The organism is Paraburkholderia sp. FW306-2-2C-D06C, assembly GCF_058781505.1.
In genome coordinates, this window is record NZ_JBYSWU010000013.1 from 84,051 (window position 1) to 110,811 (window position 26,761).

Sequence of the window (26,761 nt, forward strand, 5' to 3'; positions counted from 1 at the left end):
CGTAGCAATAACCCCATCGCCACTCTGTAAGGAAAGTTCATGGAAATCAACCGCGCCAATCTGCGCACCCTGTTCACGGGTTTTAACACCGTGTTCCAGCAAGCCTTCGATGGTGCCCAGTCCGACTGGCAACGTGTCGCAATGCCAGTCCCCTCGGCAACTTCGCAGGAAGTCTATCCGTGGCTCGGCCAGACCACGCGCTTTCGCGAATGGATCGGCGATCGCGTGATCCAGAACCTGAAGTCGCACGACTTCACGATCAAGAATAAGCCGTTCGAAAACACTGTCGGCGTCGATCGCGAAGCTATCGAAGACGACACCTATGGCGTGTACAAGCCGGTGATCGCGCAGCTCGGCCTCGATGCGAAACAGCATCCGGATGAGCTGGTGTTCAGCCTGCTGTCGCAGGGCACCGCGAAGACCTGTTACGACGGCCAGTACTTCTTCGACACAGATCACCCAGTGGATCAGGCCAATGGCTCGACGGCATCCGTGTCGAACTTTCAGGCTGGCACTGGGCCGACCTGGTATCTGCTGGACATGACGCGCGTCGTGAAGCCAGTCATTTTCCAGACGCGCAAGGCGTACAACTTTGTTGCGATGGATCAGGAAACCGATGAAGTCGTCTTCTCGGCGAAGACGTATCGCTATGGCGTGGACGCCCGTTGCAATGTTGGCTTCGGCCTGTGGCAGCTCGCGTACGCATCGAAGGCTGATCTGTCCGAGGAAAGCTACGAAGCTGCGCGCGCTGCGATGCAGGAATTTAAGGGCGACAACGGCCGGCCGCTCGGTATCCGTCCGTCGCTGCTGGTGGTGCCGCCGTCGCTCGAAGGCATCGGTCGCAAGATCCTGCACGCCGACGCCAACAACTACGGCGCGACCAACGTCTGGAAGGGTTCGGCGGATCTGCTGCCGACGTCCTGGCTCTCGTAACCGGATACACCCCGCGAGAGACTGCCGCGCGACGCCGATAAGCGCGGAGGAAGAATGTCCCGGAGCTGCGGCATAACGGTGGGCTCCGGTAACGAAACTGAAATGACAGGAGTGGTAATGAGCAAACACAAGCATCCCGCCATCAGCGTGGCCGCGACGAAGGAGAATTTTCGACGGGCTGGCCACGTGTTTGGCACGAAGCCAGTCACGCTCGCGCTGGCAGCGCTTTCTCCGGACGCACACGCTGCGATCCTCGCAGACGCAGCTCTGGTCAAAGTCGATACCGTCGTGCATCTCGACCACGCGGAAGCAGCGGCGCTCCCGCACCACGATGCGCCGCACGTGAAGCAGGCTGCGGCGAAGATCGACTCGCTGCCGGCGGCCGTCGACGAGGACCACGCGAAGCGCGCCGCGACGCTGACCGACATCGAGACGGATCTCAAGCGGCAGGCTGTCGATCTCGAAGAGCGGGAAGCGGCGCTCGCAGCCCGGGAAGCTCAACTTGGCGAGCGGGAGCGCGACCTGCGCGCCGGCATCGCAGATATCGGGGATAAGAGGATCGAGCTGAGCGAACGGCTTGCAGCCTTCGAGCGCGAAAAGGCCGACTTCGAGGCTGCGAAGGTTGCGGCGTCCACCAATGCCAAGGGCGCAGCACCGGCCCAGGGCACGAAGAAGTAACGCGGCATGTACGCAACCGCCGACACCATGACCGCCCGTTTCGGGCAACGAGAGGCGCTCTCGCTATCTGATCGCGACCAGACTGGCGAAGTAAACGTGATCGTGCTCAGCGATGCACTGGACGATGCGTCCAGCGAGATCGATACGTATCTCGCCGGCCGCTACGCGTTGCCGCTTGACCCGGCCCCGAAGATGCTGGCCGGGATCTGTTGCGACATCGCACGGTATCGCCTGTGCGGCGGTGAGACCGTCATGACCGAAGAGATCCGCCAGCGCTACAAGGACGCGGTCAGCTTTCTGAAGCTGGTCGCATCCGGTGACGTGACGCTCGGCGTGACCGTCGCAGGTGCGGTCACGCAGCCCGACAACCCTATCCAGTTCGTCACCGGCACGCGCGTGTTCGGTCGCGAGAACCGGTAACGCCATGGCTTACGTACCGGTCATCACTGCGGTTGAGCTGGCCATGGTCGATCGTCTGACGCGTGGGCTGGGGAAGATGGTCACCGAGGTGCAAACCTACGGTGGGGAATTCGATGACGACGAGCTGGAGACGGTTGTGAGGCGCTTCCCCGCCGTGTGGGTGACGTTTGGCGGGGTCAAGCGCACCGACCCCGTGTCGACCAGCCGATCGAAATGGAAGGCCGAAGCGGTCTTCGTGGTCATGGTCGGATCTCGCAGCGTGCGCAACGAGCAGACGAGCCGCCATGGTGGTCCTGCGCAGTCTGAGGTCGGGACGAACCTGCTGGTGTGCGCAGTCCGGCATCTGCTCAATGAGCAGGATATGGGCTTACCGATCCGCAATCTTCAACCGGGATCAATTCGCACGCTTTTTAACACAAGGGTCCGCAGCGAAGCGATGTCTGTCTACGCGCTCGAGTTCCGGACCGCGTGGGTCGAAGACACGCTGTTTCTTGGCGCGTTCCCGCAGGGCGCGGCCGAAGGGCCGCTCGGCGAACTGTTCGAGCAGTACGGTGGCCAGATCGATCCGCAGACGCCCGACTGGAAAACGACGCTGCTGCGCTACTACCAGAAGCCCGGTACTGATCGACCGGCCGATGCGGAAGATCGAATTCAAATGAAGGAGAAGCCATGAAAGTGATTGCCCGTTCCGGGCTGCGTGTCCCGAAGGAACACGCGTCGCGCCAGTACATCACGGATGCCGAAGCCGTCGACGTACCGGACACCGCCTATTACCTGCGCCGCATCGCCGAGGGCGACCTGACCGTGGAAAACACGACGGCCGTCGAACCGGGTGCCAAAAAAGGCGCGAAAGGAGCCTGACAGATGGCAAGCAAGAATATTTCGTTCGACACGATCCCGTCGGGCATTCGCAAGCCGGGCAGGTACTTCGAGTACAACACGAAGCTCGCTGTTCGCACACTGCCGACCAACGAGCAGACGGTGCTGATCGTCGGCCAGCGTACCGCTGACGGCACCGCCGCGGCGCTGCAGCCGGTCGACGTATTCTCCGGTGACCAGGCAGCGCTGTTTTTCGGTGCCGGGTCACTGGCGCACATCGCCGCCGTCGCAGCGATCACGGCGAACAGGTATGTCGCGCTGACGGTGATCGCCGTCGACGATGCGGCAGCCGGCCAGCCTGCCAAGGGCACGGTCGAGTTTTCCGGGGCCGCGACGGCGGACGGCGCGTTTGCCCTGTACATCGGCAAGACGCGCATCGACATCGCCGTGTATGCGTCCGATCCGGCTGAAGCAATCACCGCCCGGCTCGCGGAACAGATTCAGCAGACGACGGCGCTGCCCGTCGAGGCTGAAGCGGTCGATGCCAGGCTGACGCTGACTGCGAAGAACAAAGGCGCGGCCGGCAACGGCATCACGGTGTCGCAGCTCAACCAGGCGAGCGGTGTCACCGCGATAGTCATGCCATTTTCCGGCGGTCTGAACGATCCCGACATCGCTCCGGCACTCGCCGTCGTGTACGGCGCGAAGTACAACCTGTACGCAACATGCTGGCCGACGAAGGAATCGCTGACGAAGCTGCGCACGCATCTGGACAGCATCTCGGGACCGCTCGAACAGCGTCCTGCAATCGGGGTGACCGGCACGCCGGCAACGCTTGCCGCCGCCACGACGCTTGCGGGTGATCTCAATGCAGGCCGTATCAACCTCGGTTGGCATCCGGGGTCCGTGTGCCTGCCGGCAGAGATCGCGGGCACCTACGCGGCGGTTATCGCAAGCGAAACGGACCCGGCCCGGCCGCTGAACACGCTCGCGCTGACGGGGCTGGATGTGACGCCGATCGCGTCACAACCGGGGCGCACCGAGCAGGAAAAGGTATTGCACAACGGTGTGACGCCATTCGAGATCGGTCCGGGCAATGTGGTGCAGATCGTACGTTCGATCACGACGTACACGAAGGACGCACAAGGGATCGACGATCCGGCGCTGCTCGACATCACGACGATTCGCACACTCGACTACGTTCGTAAGGCTTGCCAGCAACGAATTGCATTGCGGTTCCCCCGCGAGAAGTTGTCGGAAAAGACGCCGCCGAAGGTGCGTAGCGAGTTGCTCGACGTGCTCTACAAGCTCGAAGAGCTGGAAATCATCGAAAACGTCGAAGCGAACAAAGACAAGCTGATCGTCGAACGCGACCTGCAGGACGTCAATCAGCTCAATGCCGCGATTCCGTGCGATGTCGTGAACGGGTTGCATGTGTTCGCCGGCCGGATCGACCTGATCCTGTAACACCCTTCGCAACAAGATAGGAGCCAGCTATGGCATTGGAAGAATACGTCGGCGCGATCGTGCTCGAGGTCGACGGCCGCGAGGCCGAGGTCGTCAGCGTGTCGCCGACGTCGAAGACCGGCAAGAAGCCGGTCAAGACGATGAACCGCACGGGCCGGGTCAAGGGTTTCGCGCGTGGCGTCGAGGAGCACGAGCTGAAAGTCACGGTCGTCATTCCGCTCAACGGCGATGAAATCGACTGGTTCAACATGGAAGGCGGCAAGCTGACCACGTTCCCCGTTTCGCCGGGCGGCCAGCGCGTGAGCTATTACGACTGCGTGACGCTCGACATGGGCGATCAGTACAGCGTGGAAAACGAGGCGCGTCGCGACCTCTCCATTTTTTCAACTCGACGGGGGACGGAATGAGCATCATCACGGAAAAAGATTCGCTGGAATACGGTATCGAATACCCGGCTGGCAGCGGCCAGTATCACTATGACTTCGAGATCCGCCTCGCGACGGTCGATGACAACATCGCGGCGTATGAGCATCCGACGATCCTCGGCGGTGGCGTGTCGAACATGCGGGTCAATGCTGCAATCATCGCGACGTGCCTGCTTTCGCTCGGCTCGATCCCGAAGGAGGACATCACGCCCGAACTGGTCGGCTCCGCGATCGATACCGACTACGACAAGCTGTATGCCGTGCAGGAGCTGCTCAAAAAAAAGCGGAAAGAAATGAAGCCCACTTCCGCAACTTCCGGCTCGCGGTCCTCATCCTCGGCCAGCACGGCATTAGCGAAGAGCGGGTCCGTCGACTGACCGTACCAGAAATGGAAGGTTACCTTTCCGCGCTCGCAGAGCTGCGCGGAAAGCGTCCAGGCGGTCGATCCAGGAAGACCGGGCCGACCGTTAAAAGTTTGCGGCGTACACGCCACAGGGATAAATAGGAATGTCGTCTCGCGATCTACAGGTCGGACTGACCGTCCGGATGCGCGACCAGGTGTCGGCACCGGCGCAGCAGTCCGAACGCAATGTCCAGCGCAGCGTGCGCCAGACGACGCAGACCTACACCGATGCTTCGCGCGTCGCCGTGTCGACGAGCCGGATGCTGTACAACGTCCGCATGACGCAGAGCGCGCAGGCCGAACAGGCGGTGCAGCGCAACGTCGCGCAAACCGAAGCCGCCTATCAACGCGCGAACCGGAATGTGCTGACGGGTTCGCAACGCCTCGCCAACGCACGGCAGCAGCTCGACGTGCGCTCGGAACAAACGATCCGGCGCGAGATCGACCAGACGGTCGCTGCATACAACCGGCTCGCGCGTGCCGGTTTTTCGTCGTCGAACGAACAGGCACGCGCACTGGCCGCCGTGCAACGCAAGGTCGCCGACCTGAACAAGGAACTCGGCAAGACGGTCGAAAAAGAGGGACTGCTGGCGCGCGGCACGCATGGCGTGTTGCGCGTTGGCGAAGGGATCGCGGGAGCCTATGCCGGAGCGCGTGTACTGTCTGGCCCGGTCGGTCAGGCGATGCAGTTCGACCAGCACCTGGCGATGATCGCGAACACCAGCTATCGCAATCTCGCCCCGAAAGAACGCGTGAACGCGACCGGAGAGCTGCGCGCTGCAATCTACCGTGCCGTGCGCGAAGGCGGCGGGACACTCGAACAGGCGATGGAGTCGCTCGAAAAGCTGATGGCCCACGACACCCTCGGGCACAAGGCCGCATTCGACCTGCTGCCGAAATTGCAGAGAGGTGCGATGGCCGAAGGCGCGGACCCGGTCGACCTCGGCAACGTTGCGGTCAAGGCCGTGCAGAACCTGCGCTTCAACGAGCACGACACGGGGCGCGTGTTGGACATGGGCGCAGTCGCCAGCCACATGGGCGAATTCAAGTTTCCGGACCTGAGCCATTACCTTCCGGCGCAGATGGCGGCCGCAGGCAACGCCGGCTTCTCCGGTCCGCGCGGCTACGCGAAGATTCTCGCGCTGAACGAAACCGCGATGTCCACGGCCGGAACGGCGGGGCAGGCCGGCACGAACGTGACGGACCTGCTCAACCAGATGTCGAGCAGGGAGCTGGGGCATGCGGCGAAACGCGCTGGCATCAAGAATTTCGACGAAGTCAAGATGCGAACCCTCGCTCGCGGCGGGGACACGCTCGACGCGATCGAGGCGACGATCCAGACCATCTTCAAGAGCGACAAGAAGTATCAGGAAATCCAGCGCAAGCTGAAGACCGCCAAGCCGGGCGAAGACAAGGAGCTGCTGACCGACATGTCGAACCTTCTGCAGGGTTCGGCGATCGGCAAGCTGTTCGGCAACCAGCAGTCGGTCATGGCGCTGACAGGCTACATCACGCAAAAGCACAAACGGCAGGAAGTATACGAAGGTGCGATGCGCGAATGGGAGCGCGGCGGCGGCACCATCGCCGGCGACTTCGAGGTGATGAAGTCGATGGACGGCTTCAAGATGCAGCAAGTCAAGAATGAAACCGAGATCGCCGAGATGGATGCGCTGCGCGGGCTGAATCACCAGCTCGGCGATGCGGCGTCCAAGCTGGCGGATTACGCGAAGGAATACCCCGGCCTTGCGAAAGCGATCGCCGGCACCACGCTCGCTTTCGAGGGGCTAACCGGCTTGCTCGCAGGAGCCGGTTTGATGCGACTGCTGACCGGCGGACGTGCTGCCGGCGCAGCGGCCGGCGCGGTGACGGCCGCAGAAGCTGGCCTGGCTGGCGCCGGCATCGCGGGCGCAGCCGGTGCAGCAGGATTCGGTGCGCGGTTCTCCGGCATGGCGAAAACCATCGGCACGCGTGGTGGCCCACTGCTGGCTATCGCGAGCGGCCTCGAAGCGCTTTCGATCGCGGGTGACAAGACGAAGACGGCCGACGAAAAGAAGGCCGCTTACGTCGGTGTTGCGGGCGGCGCTGCCGGCGGTCTCGCTGGAATGGCGGCCGGTGCTGCAACTGGCGCACTGGTAGGTTCGGTCGTTCCTGGCGTCGGTAACGTGGTCGGTGCGGGCGTTGGGGCCGTGGCCGGTTACTTCGGACACGAATGGGGCGAGAAGCTCGGCAAGATGATCGGCGATGCGATCTTCGCGCAGAAGAAGGATGAGAAGCCGCCCGTCGTCGAGAGCCACATCACCGTCAATCTCGACGGTCAGCATCTGTATGACTTCGTGACAGCGTCCGGCCAGAAGGCCGCCCGGAGATTCTGATATGGCATGGAAAGACACGCTGCTCGACGCTTCGTTTCGGGGCGTACCGTTCGACGTGCAGCGCACGGACGATACGATCGACCGCGACACCGCTGAATACGCGGTGCCGCACGTCGACGGCGAAGACGTCGAAGATCTCGGCCTGAAGGCTCATGCCGTCAGCATGACGGCGATCTTCTTCGGGGACGACTACGAGGATCGGATGCAGGCGTTGCTCGGCGCACTCGCGATCAAGGGACCGGGAGAACTGATCCATCCGGTCTTCGGGTCACTGCCCGACATGCAGCTTCTCGGCGCGCACGTCGCGCACGATGCAGAGAACGTCGATGCCTGCGTGATCGAGATGCGCTTCAAGCGTTCGACGCCGGGCAACCCTTTCTTCGTCGAGCAACTGCCAACGCAGACTGCCGACGCGGCCGCGCAGCTTGCGACCGCCGCGCAGAACGCGGGCGCGAGCATGTTCGCGATGGCGGTCGACGCGCTCAAGACGATGAAGGCCGGTCTTCGCCGGCTCAATGCCTTGCGCGATGTACTGAGCGAAACGCTCGGCCCGATCAAGGCGCTTGTCGTCGGCTTCCGCAGCGCGACCGTCGACTATCTGTCCTGGCCGGGCGCGTTTGCGTCGGACCTGATCGGCCTGGTCAGCGGCATCGCGGATTTTCGGTCGTTCGATTCCGGTCTCATCATGTCCGACTGGAACAACATGCGGGACCAGATGAAGACGATCGTGAAGCTGCCCGCAGCTTCGGCCGCTGGTCAGCCGCTCGTCATTCCCGGCACTCAGACGACGCCAGTTACTCCGAACGGCCCCGTCGATCCCGCCGCACCGTACATCCCGGCTCGTCCCGGTACCGTCGCGGCGGAACCCTCCGACGTCCAGCTTGTGACGGCCATCGCGGCGGTCGCCGTGGCCACCGTCACTGCAGGCGTCGCATCCGACGTGATCGCCAACGAAGTCGACGCACCGACCCTGACGCCCGGGCAGATCGAACAGATCGCGAACGACGCGCGGGAGTTGATCCAGACCGCGATCGACGAAGTGCGCGCAGCCGTGCCAGTCGAACAGGCTCGCCTGGTCATCGAGCCACTGAAGGATGCGGCGCTGTCGGTGCAGGCGCTGGCGATCAAGGTGATCGACGTCCTGCCGCCGATCATCTCGCGTACGGTCGATGCGCCGTCCAATCTGACGTTGCTGGCACACCGCTGGTACGGGGACTATTCGCGTTCGGCCGAGCTGCTTCGCCTGAATCCGCAGATCCGCAATCCCAACTTCATCGAACGGGGAGACGTCGTCCGTGGCTTCGCCCAATAACGACATCACGCTGCTGATGGGCGGCAAGGCACATACCTACTGGTCGTCGTACTCGATCGACTCAGATCTCCTGACGCCGGCCGACGCATGGGAGGTTCGTCTCACGCGTCCCGCCGGGAAGATGCCGGCCACCGTTAAAGCCGGCGCGCACGTCGAGGTCAAGGTGGGCGACGAGACGGTGCTGGTCGGCTACGTCGACCAGGTGCGCCGCCGTACCAGCAAGACAGAAAAAACGCTGATGATCAGCGGCCGGGATTACGCCGCGATCCTGCGTGATTGCTCGGCCCCGATCTTCACGGCCAAACAGGTGACGCTCACCGAAGTGGTCGCAAATATCGTCAAGCCGCTAGGCATCAGGAAGATCCGCATCGACACCGCGCGTTCGCAACCGACCTGGGACAAGATCAGCGTCGATCCTGGCGACACGGCATGGGACACACTCGCCCACGCTGCTGAAGGCGAAGGTCTGTGGCCGTGGTTCGACCCGGACGGCACGCTGGTGGTCGGTGGGCCGGATTACAATGCCCCGCCCGTCGCGAGCCTGATCCTGCGCGAGGATGGCAAGGGCAATAACGTCGAATGGTTCGACGAAGACCTGTCGATCGCGGAGCGTTATTCGGAGGTCACGGTGCTCGGCCAGGCGCACGGTACAGGGTCATCGGCCGGCAAGCACGCCATCAGGACGACCGTGAAAGACAAAGACGTGACCGTGTACCGCCCCAAGGTGCACGTCGATCACGACGCACCCAATCTCGCGGCGGCCGAAGCGCGTGCGCACAAAATCATTTCCGATTCGGCGCTCGCCGCACACACGCTGCGCACGAGCGTCAAGGGACACCGGACCTCGGACGGTGTGCTTTGGAAGCCCGGGCAGCGCGTGCATGTCGTGTGGGAGGAATACGATATCGACGCCATTTACTTCCTGATGGCGCGGCGTTTCACGGGCGGCCGTCCCGGCGGCACGCACACGACGCTCACGCTCAAGGAAGACGGCGTCTGGATTCTCGACGCACACCCCCATTCCGGGCGCAAGCACCGGAAGAAGAAAGACGGTGGCCCATCGCTCGAAGTCACGGACGCTACCATCAACGCGAGCATCATGAAATGATCAAGGATATCGACAAGCGGATTGCCCGCGCACTGGCCGGTGTCAGGCAAACCTTTCGGGGTGTGATCGGTGGCGTGAATACCGATGGCCCGGTCGTCCTGGTACGCGGCGAAGGTCTCGCCGGCGAGAACATGGTTGATCAGGAGCTGTTCCAGCACTACGGTTACACCAGCGCGCCACCGGTCGGCACCATGCAGATCATCGTGCCGGTCGGTGGCAAGACGAGTCACGGCATCGTCATCGCGACCGAACATGGTCAGTATCGGCTGAAGGCGTTGAAGGCCGGCGAGGTGGCGCTGTACACCGACGAGGGCGATTCGATCGTCCTTGCTCGTGGTCGCATCATCGACATCAAGACGAAGACGCTCAACATCAATGCCGAAGAATCGGTCAACATCGACACGCCGAAAGTCAACGTGACGCATCAACTTAACGTGGCCGAGCAGATCACTGGTCAGGGTGGCATGTCGATGTCGGGTGGCGATGGCGCGCGCATCGACAGCTTGAACGTCGAGAAAGATGCGGTGATCGGTGGCAAGAGTTTTAACGGCCATAAGCATCCAGAGACCGGCAGCATCACCGACACCCCGGTCATCTGACGCCGACGGAAACAACTCACTGACCTCCATCAACTGAAGCGTCCGCGCGCGCGCGATGACAATCGCATCATGGACGCACTTCTCAATCCCCAGACAGGCGGATATACCGGCACGCAGACCACGACGCTTGCGAACGTCGTGTATATCCGTCTTTCCACGCCGCTCGGATCATGGTGGGCCGCGCCGGACGTCGGCTCACTGCTCCACACGCTGGCCCGTGAGAAGGACACGCCCCGTGTTCGCCGTCTCGCCGTTCAATATGCCGAGCAGGCGCTCGCGCCGCTAGTCAAGGATGGCCGCGCGAGCAAGCTGTCGGTGACGTCTGCATCCGGCGAGAAAGGCTGGCTCATCCTCTTCATCGAGGTGGTCGACGCGACGGGCGACGTGCACCATTTCCAACACCCGATCAAGGTGTCGTAATGCCGGCAACCGTTCTCACTCTCGATCAGATCCGCGAGAACATCCTTCGCGAGATCAGGAACCAGCGTCCGGAAGCCGACGTCGGTAACGATTCCGATCACTACGTGCGCGCGAGCGGTGTGGCCAGCGCGGTCGAAGGTCTGTACGCGCACCAGGTCTGGACCGCCAGGCAGATTTTTCCCGACACGGCGGACGAAGACAAACTTATCCTGCATGCGCGTCTGCGCGGCATCGATCGCAAGCCCCCTGTAGTGGCAAGCGGAACCGCACGCGCCACGGGTAAGCCGGGCGTCACGATCGCGAGCGGTTTGAGCAACAGGTATCAGGACGGGACTTCGTATGTGACGACGAGTGGCGGCACCTTCGACGCGTCGGGAAACCTGATCGTCGACGTTGCTGCCGTTACGGCCGGCGTGAGTGGCAATCGGCAGGAAGGCGACGTGCTCACGCTGACCGTTCCACCGATCGACGTCGATGCGTCCCTGACGATCATCAGCCTGCGGGGCGGTACCGCGATCGAAACGCTCGACAGCCTGCTTGCTCGTCTGCTGCAGCGCATTCGCCGGCCGCCCGCCGGTGGCAACAAGTACGACTACTGGCAGTGGGCGATGGAAGTGCCGGGCGTGACGTCCGCTTTTGTTTATCCGTTGAGGCGTGGTCTCGGCACGGTCGACGTCGTGATCGCAACCGACGACGGTCTGCCTTCGGATGACGTGCTGAAGGCGACGCAGGCGCATATCGACGATCAGCGGCCGGTTCGCGCGAAGGATACGCGCGTCGTTGTGCCTTCGATCAAAACCTATGACGTTGACGCAGCCGTCAAACTGGACGGGATCTCAATCGAAGCTGCACAGGTAGCTGTGGCAAGTGGCCTGAATGCGTACAACGCAATCATCACCCCGGGTGAGACGGTGATTCGAAATCGTATCGGTGGCGTCATCAACGACACGCTCGGCATCATCGACTATTTGCTCGACAGTCCGGCAAGCAACGTCGTTCCGATCGCCGATGCGAAAGTCATCGAGTGGTGCCGTCTCGGCAAGGTGACGTTGAGGCCGATGACATGAAAGACCACGCGGACTTGCTGGGGCGTCTCCTGCCGCCGGTGTCCTACGACCCGCGCGAGCCGCAGCTCGCGACAGAGCTGGTAGCCGAGGGGAAAGCACTCGATCGTGCGCTTGGCGACGCAGAGACGGTCGTCAACGGAATCACGCCGTTCTTTGCGCACCAGCTCCTGCCGGATTGGGAGCGCGTGTGCGGCATCACCCCGCCCGAGGACTCGACGTTGCAGCAACGCATCTCGACGGTCGTCGCGAAGATCAACGAAACGGGCGGCATGTCGATCCCGTATTTCACGCGCCTTGCGGCCGCGCTCGGCTATCGCATCGAGATCGCCGAACCCGATCCCTTTCGCGTCGACGAAAGCTCGGTGGGCGACGCGCTGTGGATCGAGGACATCATCTATGAGTGGGGTGTCGTGGTTCATGGCGCACCGTCGCTCGAAATCTATTTCCGCGTTGACGAGAGCGTGGTCGGTGAGCCACTCCTGACATTCGCAGACCCTGTCATCGAAGCCGTGTTCGAAGATCTGAAGCCGGCCGATACGTTCGTCTACTTCACCTATCTGGAAGAGTAACCATGCAGCGAATCAACACCCCTGACGGAACCTTTCATGCCGGCGATCCGTCTGCCGGCGTGAAAGGCTCGGTAGTGACACGCGACTTCATGCAATCGATGCAGGAGGAGCTTGCGGCCGTACCGGAAAGCGTTGGAATCAAGCTTGACCCAGCCGACAACAAGCAGGTGCTCAAGGCGATTCAGAAGATCCTCGCGGACGCCTTGAAGAACTATCAGCCCGGCCTTGGTTTCACGCCTGTCCAACAAGGCACGGGGGCGAACCAGAACCCGAATGCCGTGAAGATTGGCTGGGGGAAAGACGGCAGCGGTTTGCGCGTGACGGTCGACAGCACCGATCTGGGCGTCGTTGTATTCGGTGGTCAACTCGCGGCCTACGCGACGCAGGCGTGGGTGAATCAGACCCTTGGAGCCTATGCGACACAGCAATGGGTACAAGGGTACGCAGTCAAAAGCGGCGATGGCGTGCCGTACATGCTCACGACGAACAACGAGAAAACTGCTGGGTGGCTTTCGATCAACGGCCAGAATCGCGGCATGCTGTGGACGGATCAGAATTTCAATCCGGCCAGCAAGGCTCCCGTTCGCGTCAATAACGGCGGTTATGGTTACGTGGTCAGCGATTCCGGCAACGTTATTACGCAGAACTGGAATAGCCGCGATCGTGTCGACGTGTACATCGACGGAAATTTCCAAGGTGCAATAGCGTACACGCGCGATGTTGAAGTCAAGGCCGACTTTAGCTGGACGAGTGGCCAGCTATCGGACATTCGCAACCAGGTGAACGGCAAGGTCGGCGCGGCGTCTGGAAACGTGATGGGGGTCGGATGGGACGGCTCGGCTCGACACATCAACTTTGTTGTCGACGGGCAGCTCATCGCCTATGTTGCCGCGAACGTGTCAGACCGGATGCTCAAGGAAAATATCCGACTGGCGATGGACGTCGATTCACTTGCCAAGATCGACCAGGCGAAGTTCTATTGGTACCAGTGGAAGAACGGTGCTGGCGACGAATCGTTTGGCCCGATCGCGCAGCAACTGCAGTCTGTGGAGCCGAGATGGACCTATAGGGCCGCCAACACCGATCCGCTAGCTCAACCGCTCATGCTCGATACGACGAACATGCTGATCGACGCAATGCACGCGATTCAGCAGCTGTCAAGCAAGGTGCGCGAACTGGAACAAACCGTCGCGGCACTCTCTGCAAAGTAATCCGGAAGCCCGGGCGGCATTCAATAGTTCACCCGGATTTCGGAACAAGGCGACCGACGCGAGTGTTGAAGCACCCGCGCCGGCCACTCGCTCACTGAACGGAACAGTGAGAAGCCAAGGCCCTGCCACCTCCCGGGAGGCGGGCGGATTCTATCAAATTCGCGTACTTTATGGCACAACCGATCATTCCGTGGCTTGGCGGCAAACGCCGTCTGGCCGATCAGCTCATTCCGCTTTTCCCGCAGCACGAGTGTTACGTCGAGGTGTTCTGCGGCGGTGCCGCGCTGTATTTCTTGCGGCCAATGCCGGCCCCGGTCGAGGTGCTGAACGACATCAACGGTGAGCTGGTGAATCTGTACCGCGTCGTGCAGCATCACCTCGAAGAGTTCGTGCGCCAGTTCAAATGGGCGATTTCCAGTCGTCAGGTATTCAAGTGGCACCAACAGACGCGCGCGGAAACGCTCACCGATATCCAGCGAGCGGCCCGCTTCTACTACCTGCAGCAGCATGCGTTCGGCGGGAAGGTCAACGGTCAGACGTTCGGTACGGCCACGACCGCGCCTTCGGTCAACCTGCTGCGCATCGAGGAGAGTTTGTCGGCCGCACATCTACGCCTGGCTGGCGCGCATGTCGAGAACCTGCCCTGGGTGAACTGCGTGGAGCGCTATGACCGCTCGCATACCTTCTTCTATTGCGACCCACCGTACTGGCAGACCGAGGGCTATGGCGTGCCGTTCCCGTTTGAGGAATATGAACGGATGGCCGCGATCATGCGTTCGTGCAAGGGCAAGGTAATGGTCAGCATCAACGACCATCCGGACATCCGGGAGGCGTTTGATGGCTTTCCGATGCTCGGCGTCGACATCAAGTACGCCGTCAATAACACGAACGGCGGGCCGCAGACCAGCCGGGAACTGGTGATAACAAACTGGGAGCTTGGCACGCAAACAAACGGTCTGTTTTAACCAGTGCAGTAGAGTATCGTTTTCGCGGAGTATTTGGCACATCGGGAGATATAGCATCTCCCTTTCGAAGACCGGAGATAAGAACAATGGATAACCGATACACCTACGGTAGACATCGAAATCTCAGTGCTGCCGACCTGTTCGTTTACGTAGCGCTGGACGAAACCACCAAGCAACTCGGACTGGACGATTTGACCGCTGCTGCTGCCGTGTTGCTGGGCCAAGCTGATGTCCCTGTTCCCGGCAAGATCGCCGGGGCTACCGAGGGCACATCCGTCGCATCGCTTGCCGCTCGCAAGCTGCTGCCTTTCAAGGTGGCGGTTCGTTTGCCAACTATCACAAAGGTCGGGCTCAAGGGCGTTCGGATCGCTTTCACGCGGAACTTGGGTGCGTTCGTTGGCCGGGCCATTCCAGTCGTCGGGGAGGTGTTTCTGGCGCGAGACGCCTTCCTGATCATGCGGCACACGCTAGCGGCTTATAACCGGATTGCGAAGCCAGAGGATAGGGTGCTTTCATGAAAGACGATACTTGGACGCAACTGGAGGCATTTGCACGGACCGAACTCGGTCGCCCGCTGCTCGGCGGCCGACTCGATCTGCAGCCTTCGTCACGTCTGGAGCAGGATCTCGGTCTGACGGGCCTTGATGCGATCGAATTCATTGACAATTGGGCGAAGACGTTCAATGTACAGGCGGAGGGATTCCCCTATAGGCGCTACTTCGGCCCGGAAGGCCAGGAATTGCTGTCGTCGGTCTTGGGACTGTTTTCTGAGCGTTTCCGCCGGCCGGCGCAGGTCCCGCTTACGCTGGGGATGCTGGCTGAGGCAATGCGTCATGGGCGATGGGATACCGCTGAGGTCGAGGCAGCGGCGGCCAGGGACAAATGATGCGCGAAAGGCACTCGTTTGGGTAGGACAAAACCAGCGCGAAACGGTGCCAAAACGCGCGCGTCGCTACAGCAACAAATGCGGACCCCTCGCCCCGCGGAAAACTCCGCTCTGTTCCCACGAGAACCGTCCGCCGTGTGAGGGCAAACGTGGGGGCAAACCATGAAAAAAGGCCTTACGGCTTTCACCGTAAGGCCTTGATTTCTTTGGTCGGGGCGAGAGGATTTGAACCTCCGACCACCTGCACCCCATGCAGGTACGCTACCAGGCTGCGCTACGCCCCGAACAGCACAAAATTATAACAGACACTTCATTCGATTAGAACCGCCACGCACCAACAAAGCAAACTTAGTGGCCAAACTTAGTGACTCAACAAATCGATCACCTGCAGCAACTCTTTGCGTAACTGGTCTACATCGACCGCGGCCGTTGATGCAGCCGGCGCCGCTACGCCCTCGCCTTCCTCGATCACATCGGCCGATTCACCAAGCACGCCGCCGCCAGGTGAATCAAGCCGATTGCGTGCCCCGTTGATCGTGAAGCCCTGCTCATACAGCAACTCACGAATCCGCCGGATCAACAGCACCTCGTGGTGCTGGTAATAGCGGCGATTGCCGCGCCGCTTGACCGGCCTCAACTGCGTGAACTCCTGTTCCCAATAGCGCAGCACATGCGGTTTCACACCGCACAGTTCGCTGACCTCACCAATCGTGAAGTAGCGCTTCGCCGGAATCGGAGGCAAGACGACTTTTTCGATCGTCGCTGTCATCGTCAGTTAGCCGTCGTGGTGGGTTGCGCAGGAACGCGCCGGTCGATCAGCGCGTGAAGCTCGCTTCAGCGCCGTTCTCGACCAGCGCCTTCAGCTTTTGACTTGCATGGAACGTCACGACGCGGCGCGCGGCGATTGGAATCGCCTCGCCGGTCTTCGGATTTCTGCCGGGGCGCTGGGGTTTGTCGCGCAACTGGAAGTTGCCGAACCCCGACAGCTTCACGCTATCGCCACTCTCCAGCGCATCGCGGATCACCTCGAAGAACGCTTCGACCATGTCTTTGGCTTCCCGCTTGTTGAGCCCGACGTTGTCGAACAGCAACTCGGCAAGTTCCGCCTTGGTGAGCGTCGGCGTTTCACTGGAAACGGCGGCGGGTGATGTCGGAATATCGCGAATCATGGCGCTGCGTTGCGCCGTAAGAAGGGCTTCGAAATCACTCGAGTTCATTTCATTCATATCTATCAAATGGCGCGCCAAGCAGAAACGGAGGTTGCGAAAAATGCCGTGCAAATGTTAAATGCGGGTTATCCACGCAACCGTGCGCCATATACTCGAGCCAGACGTTCCACCAGAGTTTGAATGGCCAAATCGACCGTTTCATCCTGAAGGGTTCCGCCAGTATCTTGCAAGGTCACACGGAACGCAAGGCTTTTCTCATGCGCGGCCAGACCACCGGAAGTGTTTGATTTTGGACGGAATTCGTCAAAAAGCGCAACCCTCTGAACAGTCTTGCAGGCCTCCTCGGACTGGGCTTTTTGCAGCTCGTCCAACAGCGCCTGAACCTCGATTTTCTGATCGACGACCACGGCAATATCGCGGCGCACCGGCGGGAATTTAGACACTTCCGTCGGCGTCGGCAATACACGCTGCATTAATGCTTCCGCTTCGATTTCAAAAAGAATCGGCGCATGCGGCAAATCATATTTCTGCATCCAGCGAGGATGCAATTCGCCAATCCAGCCGACCGCGCGCCCATCCAGCTCAATACGCGCGCTGCGGCCCGGATGCAGCGCCGGATGCTCCGCCTTCACGAAACGCGCCACCGCCGGCGCGAGCAGCGCTTCCAGATCGCCCTTCACATCGAAGTAGTCGACCGTGCGGGTTTGCGCGCCCCACTGCTCGTCGAGCGCGGGACCATAGGCGAGCGCACCGATCATCTTCGACTGTGCGAAACCTTCGACCGCCAGTTCGCCCGCCTTGATCGACGGATCATTCAGGAACACGCGGCCGGCTTCGAACACGCGCACGCGATCGGCCGCGCGGCGGTTCAGATTCATGCGCAGCACGTCGAGCAGACTGCCGAACAACGTGGTGCGCATCACCGAATACTGGCTCGCGATCGGATTCAGCAGACGTACAGGCTTGTCATTGCCCGCGAAGTCCTGCTCCCACTCGGCATCGACGAAACTGAAATTGACCGTTTCCGCGTAATCACGCGCAGCGAGCGCGTGACGAATCACGTGGATCGAGTGCTGGGTTTCGTTGGTCGCGCGCATTTCGCTGGTCGCAACGGGCGGGCGCGCCGGAATCTTTTCGAAGCCGTAGATGCGCGCGACTTCCTCGATCAGGTCTTCTTCGATTTCGATGTCGAAGCGGTACGACGGCGGCATCACCGAGAACGTATCGCCATCGCGTTCGAACGTGAGGCCGAGGCGCGTGAAGATCTGCGCGATTTCGTCCGCATCGATCCTGATGCCGATGATGCGGTTCGCACGCGCGACACGCATCTTCACCGGCGCGCGTTGCGGCACATTGACGGTTTGATCGTCGACCGGGCCGGCTTCGCCGCCGCAGATGTCGAGGATCAGTTGCGTGATGCGCTCGATATGCTCGACGGTGGTCGCATAGTCGACGCCGCGCTCGAAACGATGGCCTGCATCGGTCGAGAAATTGTACTTGCGCGAGCGGCCGCGAATGCTGTCGGGCCACCAGAATGCGGCTTCGAGATAGATGTTGGCGGTGTCGAGCGTGACGGCGGTGCTGTCGCCGCCCATGATGCCCGCGAGGCTTTCGATGTGCTGCTCGTCCGCGATCACGCCGACGGTTTCATCGAGTTCGACGGTGTTGCCGTTCAGCAGCTTGAGCGTTTCGCCTTTGCGGCCCCAGCGCACGTCCATGCCGCCGTGGATCTTGTCGAGATCGAACACGTGCGACGGACGGCCGAGTTCGAGCATCACATAGTTCGAGATGTCGACGAGCGCTGAAATGCTGCGCTGACCCGAACGCTCCAGACGCTGGACCATCCATTGCGGCGACTTCGCGTGCGCGTTTACGCCGCGAATCACGCGGCCAGAAAAACGGCCGCACAGATCGGGCGCCGAGATTTTGACGGGCAACGTTTCGTTGAGCTTGACGGGCGCCGGCTTGATTTCGAGTGGACGCAGCGGAGCGCCGGTGATCGCGGAGGTTTCCCGCGCCACGCCGAACACCGACAGGCAGTCCGCCTTGTTCGGCGTCAGCTTGATTTCGAAAATCGTGTCGTCGAGTTTGAGCGTCTCGCGGATGTCCTGGCCGATCGGCGTATCTTCCGGCAGGATCATCAGCCCGCTATGATCCTCCGACAGCTTCAGTTCGCGCGCCGAGCACAGCATCCCCTGGCTTTCCACGCCGCGCAGCTTCGAGAGCTTGATCGCGAACGGCGCGCCGCCCTCTTCGGCCGGCGGCAGTTGCGCGCCGACCAGCGCGACCGGCACCTTGATGCCCGGCGCGACGTTCGGCGCACCGCACACGATGTTCAGCGCCGCGCCCGTGCCGGCGTCGACCTGACACACGTTGAGCTTGTCCGCGTCCGGGTGCTTGACGACTTCCAGCACCTGGCCCACGACGATCTTCGAGGTCGGCGGCGCGGCCGGCCGCAGGTCTTCGACTTCGAGACCCGCCATCGTCAACGCGTGCGACAGTTCATCGGTCGTCAGTTGCGGGTCGACAAAGGTTCTCAGCCAGGATTCCGGGAATTGCATGGTTCTGTGTACGTTCTGATCAGGTTAGGTCCACGTCCGGCGGTGCTTCGATAGGCTCGATTCGCCGAGCACTGCCGGGGACGCTGCGGGCGGCACTGCGTGCAGTGCCGCGCTCTATGCTTGTCGCGTTCGTACGCGCCGGTTCATGCGAATTGACGCAGGAAACGCAGGTCGTTTTCGAAGAACAGACGCAGGTCTTGCACGCCGTAACGCAACATCGTGAGCCGTTCGAGACCGCTGCCGAAGGCAAAGCCGATGTAGCGCTCGGGGTCGAGGCCCATGTTGCGGATCACCGTGGGGTGAACCTGGCCGGAACCCGAAATTTCGAGCCACTTGCCGGCGTTCTTGCCCGTTTCGAACAGCATGTCGATCTCGGCCGACGGTTCGGTAAACGGAAAGTACGACGGACGGAAGCGCACCTGAATATCGTCGCGCTCGAAGAATTTCTTGAGGAAGTCGGTATAGACGCCCTTCAGATCCGCGAAGCTGATGTTCTCGTCGATCCACAGGCCTTCGACCTGGTTGAACATCGGCGAGTGGGTCGCATCGCTGTCCACACGATACGTGCGGCCCGGCACGATCACCTTGATCGGCGGCGTGTTGGTGCGCGCATAGCGCACCTGCATCGGGCTGGTATGCGTGCGCAGCAGCAGCTGGCGGCCGTCGGCATCTTTGCCGTCGACGTAGAAAGTGTCCTGCATCGAACGCGCCGGATGGTTTTCCGGGCTGTTCAGCGAGGTGAAGTTGTACCAGTCGGTTTCGATCTCGGGGCCGTCGGCCACGTCGAATCCAATCGTACGGAAAATCTGTTCGACGCGCTCCCATGTGCGCATCACCGGGTGCAGGCTGCCTGCACCGGTGCCGCGGCCGGGCAGCGTGACGTCGATGGCTTCAGCGGCGAGGCGCTGGTTCAGCAACGCGTCGGCCAGCGCCTGACGGCGGGCCGTCAACGCGGCTTCCACTTGTTGCTTGACGAGGTTGATCCGTGCGCCTTCGGTCTTGCGCATTTCGGGATCGAGTTTGCCAAGGCCCTTCAACAGCTCGGTCAGCGCACCCGATTTGCCGAGAAAGCGTGCTTTCTCGTTCTCGAGGGTGGTGACGTCGGAGGCTTCTGCGAAGGCTTTTTGCGCGTCGGCGACAATCTGGTCCAGATCCATTGATCCCATCATTTCAACGTCAGTGTTCAATCGAAGCAAAACGGGTTCTACCAACAAAAACGGGGCTCGGTGAGGAGCCCCGTTTTTGCTGCAGCGTCACCGAGACTACCGGATGTTCGCTGCAACGAACCACGCAGTACTAGTTGCCAAATGCGCAATCAGGCTGCAACGGCGGCTTTCACCTGCTGAACGATCGCAGCAAAAGCGGCCTTGTCGAACACAGCCATGTCGGCCAGCACCTTGCGGTCGAGTTCGATCGAAGCCTTCTTCAGGCCGTTGATGAACACGCTGTACGTCATGTCGTGCTGACGCACCGCCGCGTTGATACGCGTGATCCACAATGCACGGAACACACGCTTCTTGTTGCGGCGATCGCGGTAGGCGTATTGGCCTGCGCGCATGACCGCCTGCTTGGCGATGCGATAGACGTTATTGCGACGGCCGCGGTAACCCTTGGCCAGCTTGATGATCTTCTTGTGACGGGCCCGTGCGGTAACCCCACGTTTTACTCGAGGCATGTTTCGCTCCTATGAGTTTCAGTTAAGGGTTAAGCGAACGGCAGCATTGCGCGCACGGAGTTCAGATCGGAATCATGAACTGCCGTCGAACCGCGCAGATGGCGTTTGTTCTTGGTGGTCTTCTTGGTAAGAATGTGGCGCTTGAAGGCTTGACCGCGCTTGACGGTACCACCCGGACGCACCACGAAGCGCTTTGCAGCACTCTTCTTGGTCTTCATCTTAGGCATGACGAACAACTCCATTATTAGATGGATATGGGTGTGCGGTCGGCCTGATGGCCACAGCCCGCCCTTCGAAACCCACTCCACTTGGTATGCAGACCGCCGATACCGCCGACGGCCGCTTTTCAGGAACGATGCCCATTTGCATAAGCGCCGCTCCGAAACCTGCCGATGCTGTACCGGACACCCGGCGCAGCATCGTTTGAATCCTGTGCGACGAATCCTGTACAACTGAAGCGCGCGCCACATGGCGCGCAGCCACTTACTTCTTTTTCTTCGGAGCGAGCACCATGATCATCTGGCGCCCTTCCATTTTCGGCATCTGTTCGACCTGACCGACTTCGTCGAGGTCCGTGCGCAGGCGCTCGAGCATGCGCATACCGATTTCCTGGTGAGCCATTTCGCGGCCACGGAAACGCAACGTGATTTTCGTCTTGTCGCCGTCTTCGAGGAAGCGGACGAGGTTGCGCAGCTTGACGTTGTAATCGCCGTCATCGGTACCCGGGCGGAATTTGACTTCCTTCACCTGGATGACCTTCTGCTTGAGCTTGGCCTCGTGCTGTTTCTTCGCTTCCTGGTACTTGAACTTGCCGTAGTCCATCAAACGGCAAACCGGCGGGACCGCCTGCGGAGCGATTTCGACGAGATCCACGTCCTGCTGCTCAGACAAGCGGAATGCATCAGCAAGTTTCACGATGCCGAGCGGTTCGTTCTCGACTCCGACCAGACGCACCTCGGGTGCAGTAATTTCACCGTTGATGCGGTGCGCAGACTTATCAGTAGCGATGTTACGTTTCCTCTAAAAATTAAAAAAACGAGCCGCGCTGCCAAGTGGCTCAGTTGAACGACTGCACGTCCTGGCGCAGACGCTCAATGAAGATGTCGAGAGGCATCACGCCCAGATCGACACCACCACGGGCACGCACGGCTACCGTTTGGGCATCACGCTCTTTATCGCCGACCACAAGGAGATACGGCACCTTTTCCAGCGTGTGCTCGCGTATTTTATAGCTAATCTTCTCGTTGCGCAAATCGGCCTCGACTCTAACCCCTTGTTTTTGCAACGATTGAGCTACAGACTGTGCATATTCGGCCTGACTTTCCGCGATATTCATCACCACAACCTGCATCGGCGCAAGCCATGACGGCATTGCACCAGCATGGTGCTCGATCAGAATACCGAGAAAACGCTCCATTGATCCGACGATTGCCCGGTGCAGCATGATCGGCCGCCGGCGGCTGTTGTCTTCTGCCACATACTCGGCGCCCAGACGCTCCGGCAGCACCATATCGAGCTGCAACGTGCCGCATTGCCAGGAACGGCCAAGCGCGTCCTTGATGTGGTACTCGACCTTCGGGCCGTAGAACGCGCCCTCGCCCTGCAACTCTTCCCATGTCACGCCGCAGGCGGTCAGCGCTTCGCGCAGACCCTGCTCCGCGCGATCCCACGTTTCATCCGTGCCGGCGCGCGCATCCGGGCGCAGCGACAGCTTGATGTCGATGTGATCGAAGCCGAAGTCCTTGTACACGCTCATCGCCAGCGTGTTGAACGCGATCGATTCGCCGATGAACTGGTCTTCGGTACAGAAAATGTGCGCGTCGTCCTGCACGAAGCCGCGCACGCGCATCAGGCCATGCAGCGCGCCCGACGATTCATTGCGATGGCACGAGCCGAATTCCGCGTAACGCAGCGGCAGATCGCGATACGAGCGCAAACCGTGATTGAACACCTGCACATGCCCCGGACAGTTCATCGGCTTGATCGCGTAGTCGCGCTTTTCCGATTCCGTCGTGAACATGTTTTCACGATAGTTCTGCCAATGACCCGACGCCTCCCACAGCGAGCGGTCCATGATCATCGGCGTCTTGATTTCGAGGTAGCCCGCATCGTTCACGCGGCGGCGCATGTACTGCTCGACCTGCTGCCACAGCGTCCAGCCGCGCGGATGCCAGAACACCATGCCCGGCGACTCGTCCTGCATGTGGAACAGGTCGAGCTGCTTGCCGAGCTTGCGGTGATCGCGCTTCTCCGCCTCTTCGAGCATGTGCAGATACGCCTCCTGGTCTTCCTTCTTCGTCCAGGCCGTACCGTAGATGCGCTGCAGCTGTTCGTTCTTCGAGTCGCCGCGCCAGTAGGCGCCTGCCACCTTCATCAGCTTGAAGACCTTCAGCTTGCCGGTGGACGGCACGTGCGGGCCGCGGCACAGATCGGTGAAGCCGCCGTGCGAGTACAGCTTGATTTCGTCCGTGGCAGGGATCGATTCGATGATCTCGGCCTTGTACTTCTCGCCGATGCTCTTGAAGTAGTCCACCGCTTCGCCGCGCGACACTACGCGGCGCGAGACCGCCTCGTCTTTCTTCGCGAGTTCCTGCATGCGCTTTTCGATCTTCTCGAGATCTTCCGGCGTGAAGGGACGGCTGTACGCGAAGTCGTAGTAAAAGCCGTTGTCGATCACCGGACCGATCGTAACTTGCGCTTCAGGGTACAGATCCTTCACCGCGTACGCGAGCAAGTGCGCCGCGGAGTGACGAATGATGTCGAGACCGTCTGCATCTTTTTCGGTGACGATGGCGAGCGCCACGTCGTGATCGATCAGCGTGGACGTATCGACGAGCTCCCCGTCGATCTTGCCGCCGAGCGCGGCTTTCGCGAGGCCGGGGCCGATCGATGCGGCCACTTCGGCGACAGTCACCGGATGCTCGTACTGTCGAACAGACCCGTCAGGCAGACGTATCGAAACCATTGTGTTCTCCGTGGTGCCGACCGGCGGCGGCACATACAACCAGGTCAAAAAGCCAAAAAAAAATGCGGCCCCGCTTTCGAGGGGCCGCATTCACATTTCCTGCAAACTACATTGGCGAAAGTGGTCCTCGACTAGCGTCGCTCCGAAGTGGTTTCGGTCAACGTTCGCGGTGTCATAACCGTATTCGCCTTTTGCGCCGAGGCGCTTACTGCAGCTTGCGAAATCCCGGCAAAACCGGAATTTCTCTTTCGTTGGTAGGCTCGATTGGACTCGAACCAACGACCCCCACCATGTCAAGGTGGTGCTCTAACCAGCTGAGCTACGAGCCTGAAGAAACGAGATTATATGGAGCCCCACACCGCTTGGCAAGTACTTTTATGCACCGACTTTAAATTTCCACTCGCCCGCTCGAGCGTGCCGGCGAATGCCTGCTCACATCCGCCCGCCTCACCCGCACGTCAATGCTTGCGCGAAGCGCGCACCACGCCCGTCACTTCGCCGAGCAGCGTGCACGCGCGCTGAATCTGCGCGGCACTCGACACCTCGACGGTGAACTGCATGAACGCGGCATTGCGACGCGTCTGCGTCTTCACGCCGATCACGTTCATCTTTTCGCGCGCGAACACTTCGGAGATATCGCGCAGCAGACCTTGCCGATCCGTGGCTTCGATGCTGAGGTCGACGGGATAGACGGACTGGCCGCGGCCGCTCATCACGTCCGCGGACCACGCGGTTTGCAGCACGCGCTCCGGCGCACGTTCAGCCATGCGCAGGAAAGTCGGGCAATCGCTGCGATGAATCGACATGCCCTTGCCACGCGTGACAAAGCCGCTGATCTCATCGGGCGGTGCAGGCCGGCAGCAGCGCGCCAATTGCGTCAGCAAGGCGTCGACGCCGACCACCAGCACGCCCGTGGAAGCTCCGCGCGCGACGCTCGCGCCGCTGCTGCGCTTCTCGAACTGCTCCGGCGCTTCGACCACGGGCTCGGGCGGCGGCGCATCGTGCAGCGCCTGCTCGACGAGCCGCAGACTGAACTCCTCCTTGCCGACCACAGAGAACAGATCGTCGGTAGTCTTGAAGCCCAGTTTCGCCGCAAGCTGATCGAGATTGACCGATGTCTTGCCCTCGCGCTGCAAGGTTTTTTCGACCATCGCCCGGCCGCTCGCGATGTGCTCCTGCACTTCGACCGCGTTGAACCACGCGCGCACTTTCTGCCGTGCCCGCGGACTCTGCAGATAACCCAGCTGTGGGTTGAGCCAGTCGCGCGAAGGACCACCTTCTTTCACCGCGACGATCTCGACCGTCTGACCGTTTTGCAACGGCGTATTGAGCGGCACCATCGCGCCGTCGACACGCGCGCCGCGGCAACGATGCCCGAGTTCGCTATGCAGGTGATACGCGAAGTCCACCGGCGTGGCGCCGTGCGGCAACGGAATCACGCGCGCTTGCGGCGTGAGCACGTAGATGTGGTCGTCGTCGAGCGTGGCCTGGCGCAGTTGCTCCCACGGCTGCGCGGCGCGCTTCTCGCCGTGCTCGCCTTCGGATACTTCGTCTTTCCACGCGAGCAGCTGACGCAGCCATGCAATCTTCTCGTCGTACTTCTCGTTGGCGCTGAACTGGCCGCCGTAACCACGCGTACCCGCTTCCTTGTAGCGCCAGTGCGCCGCCACGCCGTACTCGGCGAACTGATGCATTTCATGCGTGCGGATCTGCACTTCGAACGCGCGGCCGTCGTCGCCGATCACGACCGTGTGCAAGGATTTATAGCCGTTTGGCTTGGGCCGCGAGATGTAGTCGTCGAATTCTTTCGGCACCGGCTGCCACAGGTTGTGCACGATGCCGAGCACGGTGTAGCAATCCTTGATGTCCGGCACGATCACGCGAAACGCACGCACGTCGTACAGCTCGGCGAAGTCCAGCTCCTTGCCGCGCATCTTGCGCCAGATGCTGTAGATATGTTTTGGCCGGCCGCTCACTTCCGCGCGAATATGCGCGGCAGCCAGTTCCTGCTGCAAGCGCTCGATTGCCTGCGCAACATAGCTTTCGCGCTCGACACGCTTCTCGTCGAGCAGCTTGGCGATACGCTTGTAGGTGGCAGGTTCTTCGAAGCGGAACGCGAGGTCTTCGAGCTCCCACTTCAGTTGCCAGATGCCGAGACGATTGGCAAGCGGCGCGTAAATGTCGAGCGTCTCGCGTGCCACGTCCGGCGACGGCGTCACTTTCGCCGCCGCGTAATAACGCAGCGACTGCAGGCGCGACGCGAGCCGGATCAGCACCACGCGAATGTCTTGCGCGAACGCGAGCAGCATCTTGCGCAGCGCCTCGACCTGCTGGCGGCGCGCCGCTTGCGCGTCACGCCCGGCCTCGGGAATCGCATTCTGCGCGGCGCGCAAGCTCACCGTGCCGAGGCGCAGCAACTTGCGCACGTCGCCGACAAGTTGCGCAACCTCTTCGCCGAAGTTGTCGGCGATCACGCGCTCCGGGTCTTGCAGATGCGGCGTCAGCGCGAACAGCGCCGCCGCCAGCACCGCCGGCGGATCGACGTTGAGCGTGCGCATGATCGACGCCGTTCCCGCCGCATGATCCGCCAGCAACTCGCCCGACGACAGCCGCACCTCGCCCGCATGTTCGCGCACGAACTCCATCGCTTCGTCGAAGGAAGGAAGAGGCGTTGGCGTGTGTGGAGCAGATGTTTCGGTAGTCATGGTGCGGCGTGCCGCGAGGCGGAACGGATCAA

General features: G+C 61.3%; 28 protein-coding genes and 2 tRNA genes. 19 read left to right on the plus strand and 11 right to left on the minus strand.

The window, feature by feature from the left end:
- The first annotated feature begins 39 nt into the window (after positions 1 to 39).
- From AC3WLT_RS12580 to AC3WLT_RS12670, 19 genes are all read left to right on the plus strand, one after another.
- On the plus strand, positions 40 to 933 hold the full coding sequence (locus AC3WLT_RS12580) for a Mu-like prophage major head subunit gpT family protein (RefSeq protein ID WP_492592082.1): 894 nt from the start codon (positions 40 to 42) through the stop codon (positions 931 to 933).
- 78 nt (positions 934 to 1,011) lie between these two features.
- Positions 1,012 to 1,611, plus strand: a complete 600-nt coding sequence (locus tag AC3WLT_RS12585) for an HI1506-related protein (RefSeq protein ID WP_492592083.1) — start codon at positions 1,012 to 1,014, stop codon at positions 1,609 to 1,611.
- Between the two features lie 6 nt (positions 1,612 to 1,617).
- Positions 1,618 to 2,031 carry a gp436 family protein gene (locus AC3WLT_RS12590; protein WP_492592084.1) on the plus strand — a complete coding sequence of 138 codons (414 nt, stop codon included), beginning with the start codon at positions 1,618 to 1,620 and terminating at the stop codon, positions 2,029 to 2,031.
- Between the two features lie 4 nt (positions 2,032 to 2,035).
- Positions 2,036 to 2,704 carry a DUF1834 family protein gene (locus AC3WLT_RS12595; RefSeq protein WP_492592085.1) on the plus strand — a complete coding sequence of 223 codons (669 nt, stop codon included), beginning with the start codon at positions 2,036 to 2,038 and terminating at the stop codon, positions 2,702 to 2,704.
- On the plus strand, positions 2,701 to 2,892 hold the full coding sequence (locus AC3WLT_RS12600; RefSeq protein WP_492592086.1) for a DUF2635 domain-containing protein: 192 nt from the start codon (positions 2,701 to 2,703) through the stop codon (positions 2,890 to 2,892). The genes AC3WLT_RS12595 and AC3WLT_RS12600 overlap by 4 nt, the downstream gene beginning before the upstream one ends.
- 3 nt (positions 2,893 to 2,895) lie before the next feature.
- Complete coding sequence (locus tag AC3WLT_RS12605) at positions 2,896 to 4,317, plus strand: phage tail sheath C-terminal domain-containing protein (protein ID WP_492592087.1); 1,422 nt, start codon at positions 2,896 to 2,898, stop codon at positions 4,315 to 4,317.
- Positions 4,318 to 4,346: 29 nt separating this feature from the next.
- Positions 4,347 to 4,724 carry a phage tail protein gene (locus AC3WLT_RS12610; protein ID WP_492592088.1) on the plus strand — a complete coding sequence of 126 codons (378 nt, stop codon included), beginning with the start codon at positions 4,347 to 4,349 and terminating at the stop codon, positions 4,722 to 4,724.
- Positions 4,721 to 5,119, plus strand: coding sequence for a hypothetical protein (locus AC3WLT_RS12615; RefSeq protein WP_492592089.1), 399 nt, complete (start codon positions 4,721 to 4,723; stop codon positions 5,117 to 5,119). Before AC3WLT_RS12610 ends, AC3WLT_RS12615 begins: the two co-directional genes overlap by 4 nt.
- A gap of 130 nt (positions 5,120 to 5,249) precedes the next feature.
- Positions 5,250 to 7,517, plus strand: a complete 2,268-nt coding sequence (locus AC3WLT_RS12620) for a phage tail tape measure protein (RefSeq protein WP_492592090.1) — start codon at positions 5,250 to 5,252, stop codon at positions 7,515 to 7,517.
- A 1-nt stretch (position 7,518) separates the two neighbouring features.
- Positions 7,519 to 8,829: a DNA circularization protein gene (locus AC3WLT_RS12625; RefSeq protein ID WP_492592091.1), complete on the plus strand. Its 1,311-nt coding sequence runs from the start codon at positions 7,519 to 7,521 to the stop codon at positions 8,827 to 8,829.
- A complete protein-coding gene (locus tag AC3WLT_RS12630; protein WP_492592092.1) occupies positions 8,813 to 9,937 on the plus strand; it encodes a phage baseplate assembly protein in 1,125 nt (374 codons plus the stop codon). The genes AC3WLT_RS12625 and AC3WLT_RS12630 overlap by 17 nt, the downstream gene beginning before the upstream one ends.
- On the plus strand, positions 9,934 to 10,536 hold the full coding sequence (locus AC3WLT_RS12635; RefSeq protein ID WP_492592093.1) for a phage baseplate assembly protein V: 603 nt from the start codon (positions 9,934 to 9,936) through the stop codon (positions 10,534 to 10,536). Before AC3WLT_RS12630 ends, AC3WLT_RS12635 begins: the two co-directional genes overlap by 4 nt.
- Before the next feature lie 69 nt (positions 10,537 to 10,605).
- Entirely contained in the window at positions 10,606 to 10,956 is a 351-nt protein-coding gene (locus tag AC3WLT_RS12640) for a phage GP46 family protein (protein WP_492592094.1), read from the plus strand.
- Positions 10,956 to 12,023 carry a baseplate J/gp47 family protein gene (locus tag AC3WLT_RS12645; protein ID WP_492592095.1) on the plus strand — a complete coding sequence of 356 codons (1,068 nt, stop codon included), beginning with the start codon at positions 10,956 to 10,958 and terminating at the stop codon, positions 12,021 to 12,023. Before AC3WLT_RS12640 ends, AC3WLT_RS12645 begins: the two co-directional genes overlap by 1 nt.
- Complete coding sequence (locus tag AC3WLT_RS12650; RefSeq protein WP_492592096.1) at positions 12,020 to 12,592, plus strand: YmfQ family protein; 573 nt, start codon at positions 12,020 to 12,022, stop codon at positions 12,590 to 12,592. Before AC3WLT_RS12645 ends, AC3WLT_RS12650 begins: the two co-directional genes overlap by 4 nt.
- A gap of 2 nt (positions 12,593 to 12,594) precedes the next feature.
- Entirely contained in the window at positions 12,595 to 13,803 is a 1,209-nt protein-coding gene (locus AC3WLT_RS12655; protein ID WP_492592097.1) for a tail fiber domain-containing protein, read from the plus strand.
- A gap of 170 nt (positions 13,804 to 13,973) precedes the next feature.
- Positions 13,974 to 14,768: a DNA adenine methylase gene (locus tag AC3WLT_RS12660; protein WP_492592098.1), complete on the plus strand. Its 795-nt coding sequence runs from the start codon at positions 13,974 to 13,976 to the stop codon at positions 14,766 to 14,768.
- Between the two features lie 86 nt (positions 14,769 to 14,854).
- Entirely contained in the window at positions 14,855 to 15,286 is a 432-nt protein-coding gene (locus AC3WLT_RS12665) for an STM2901 family protein (protein WP_492592099.1), read from the plus strand.
- Positions 15,283 to 15,654 (plus strand): DUF1493 family protein, encoded by a 372-nt coding sequence (locus AC3WLT_RS12670; protein WP_492592100.1) that lies wholly within the window; start codon positions 15,283 to 15,285, stop codon positions 15,652 to 15,654. The genes AC3WLT_RS12665 and AC3WLT_RS12670 overlap by 4 nt, the downstream gene beginning before the upstream one ends.
- A gap of 207 nt (positions 15,655 to 15,861) precedes the next feature.
- On the opposite strand, the gene AC3WLT_RS12675 is transcribed toward AC3WLT_RS12670, so the two are convergent.
- The 11 genes from AC3WLT_RS12675 to AC3WLT_RS12725 form a co-directional block, all read right to left on the minus strand.
- Positions 15,862 to 15,938: transfer RNA gene (locus AC3WLT_RS12675), tRNA-Pro, on the minus strand.
- A 77-nt stretch (positions 15,939 to 16,015) separates the two neighbouring features.
- The gene (locus tag AC3WLT_RS12680; RefSeq protein WP_492592101.1) at positions 16,016 to 16,423 is read right to left on the minus strand and encodes a MerR family transcriptional regulator; all 408 of its coding nucleotides are present in this window, start codon (positions 16,421 to 16,423) and stop codon (positions 16,016 to 16,018) included.
- 46 nt (positions 16,424 to 16,469) lie between these two features.
- Positions 16,470 to 16,880 carry an integration host factor subunit alpha gene (locus tag AC3WLT_RS12685; protein WP_492592147.1) on the minus strand — a complete coding sequence of 137 codons (411 nt, stop codon included), beginning with the start codon at positions 16,878 to 16,880 and terminating at the stop codon, positions 16,470 to 16,472.
- 68 nt (positions 16,881 to 16,948) lie between these two features.
- Positions 16,949 to 19,384 (minus strand): phenylalanine--tRNA ligase subunit beta, encoded by a 2,436-nt coding sequence (gene pheT, locus AC3WLT_RS12690; RefSeq protein WP_492592102.1) that lies wholly within the window; start codon positions 19,382 to 19,384, stop codon positions 16,949 to 16,951.
- Positions 19,385 to 19,527: 143 nt separating this feature from the next.
- Positions 19,528 to 20,541, minus strand: a complete 1,014-nt coding sequence (pheS, locus tag AC3WLT_RS12695) for a phenylalanine--tRNA ligase subunit alpha (protein WP_492592103.1) — start codon at positions 20,539 to 20,541, stop codon at positions 19,528 to 19,530.
- 158 nt (positions 20,542 to 20,699) lie between these two features.
- On the minus strand, positions 20,700 to 21,059 hold the full coding sequence (gene rplT, locus AC3WLT_RS12700; RefSeq protein ID WP_006052502.1) for a 50S ribosomal protein L20: 360 nt from the start codon (positions 21,057 to 21,059) through the stop codon (positions 20,700 to 20,702).
- Positions 21,060 to 21,088: 29 nt separating this feature from the next.
- A complete protein-coding gene (rpmI, locus tag AC3WLT_RS12705; RefSeq protein ID WP_006052501.1) occupies positions 21,089 to 21,286 on the minus strand; it encodes a 50S ribosomal protein L35 in 198 nt (65 codons plus the stop codon).
- A gap of 256 nt (positions 21,287 to 21,542) precedes the next feature.
- Complete coding sequence (infC, locus tag AC3WLT_RS12710; protein ID WP_115108343.1) at positions 21,543 to 22,067, minus strand: translation initiation factor IF-3; 525 nt, start codon at positions 22,065 to 22,067, stop codon at positions 21,543 to 21,545.
- A 49-nt stretch (positions 22,068 to 22,116) separates the two neighbouring features.
- A complete protein-coding gene (gene thrS / locus AC3WLT_RS12715) occupies positions 22,117 to 24,024 on the minus strand; it encodes a threonine--tRNA ligase (protein WP_492592104.1) in 1,908 nt (635 codons plus the stop codon).
- Positions 24,025 to 24,276: 252 nt separating this feature from the next.
- Positions 24,277 to 24,353 (minus strand) — tRNA-Val (locus tag AC3WLT_RS12720).
- A gap of 129 nt (positions 24,354 to 24,482) precedes the next feature.
- Positions 24,483 to 26,729, minus strand: coding sequence for a RelA/SpoT family protein (locus AC3WLT_RS12725; protein WP_492592105.1), 2,247 nt, complete (start codon positions 26,727 to 26,729; stop codon positions 24,483 to 24,485).
- Between the last annotated feature and the right edge of the window lie 32 nt (positions 26,730 to 26,761).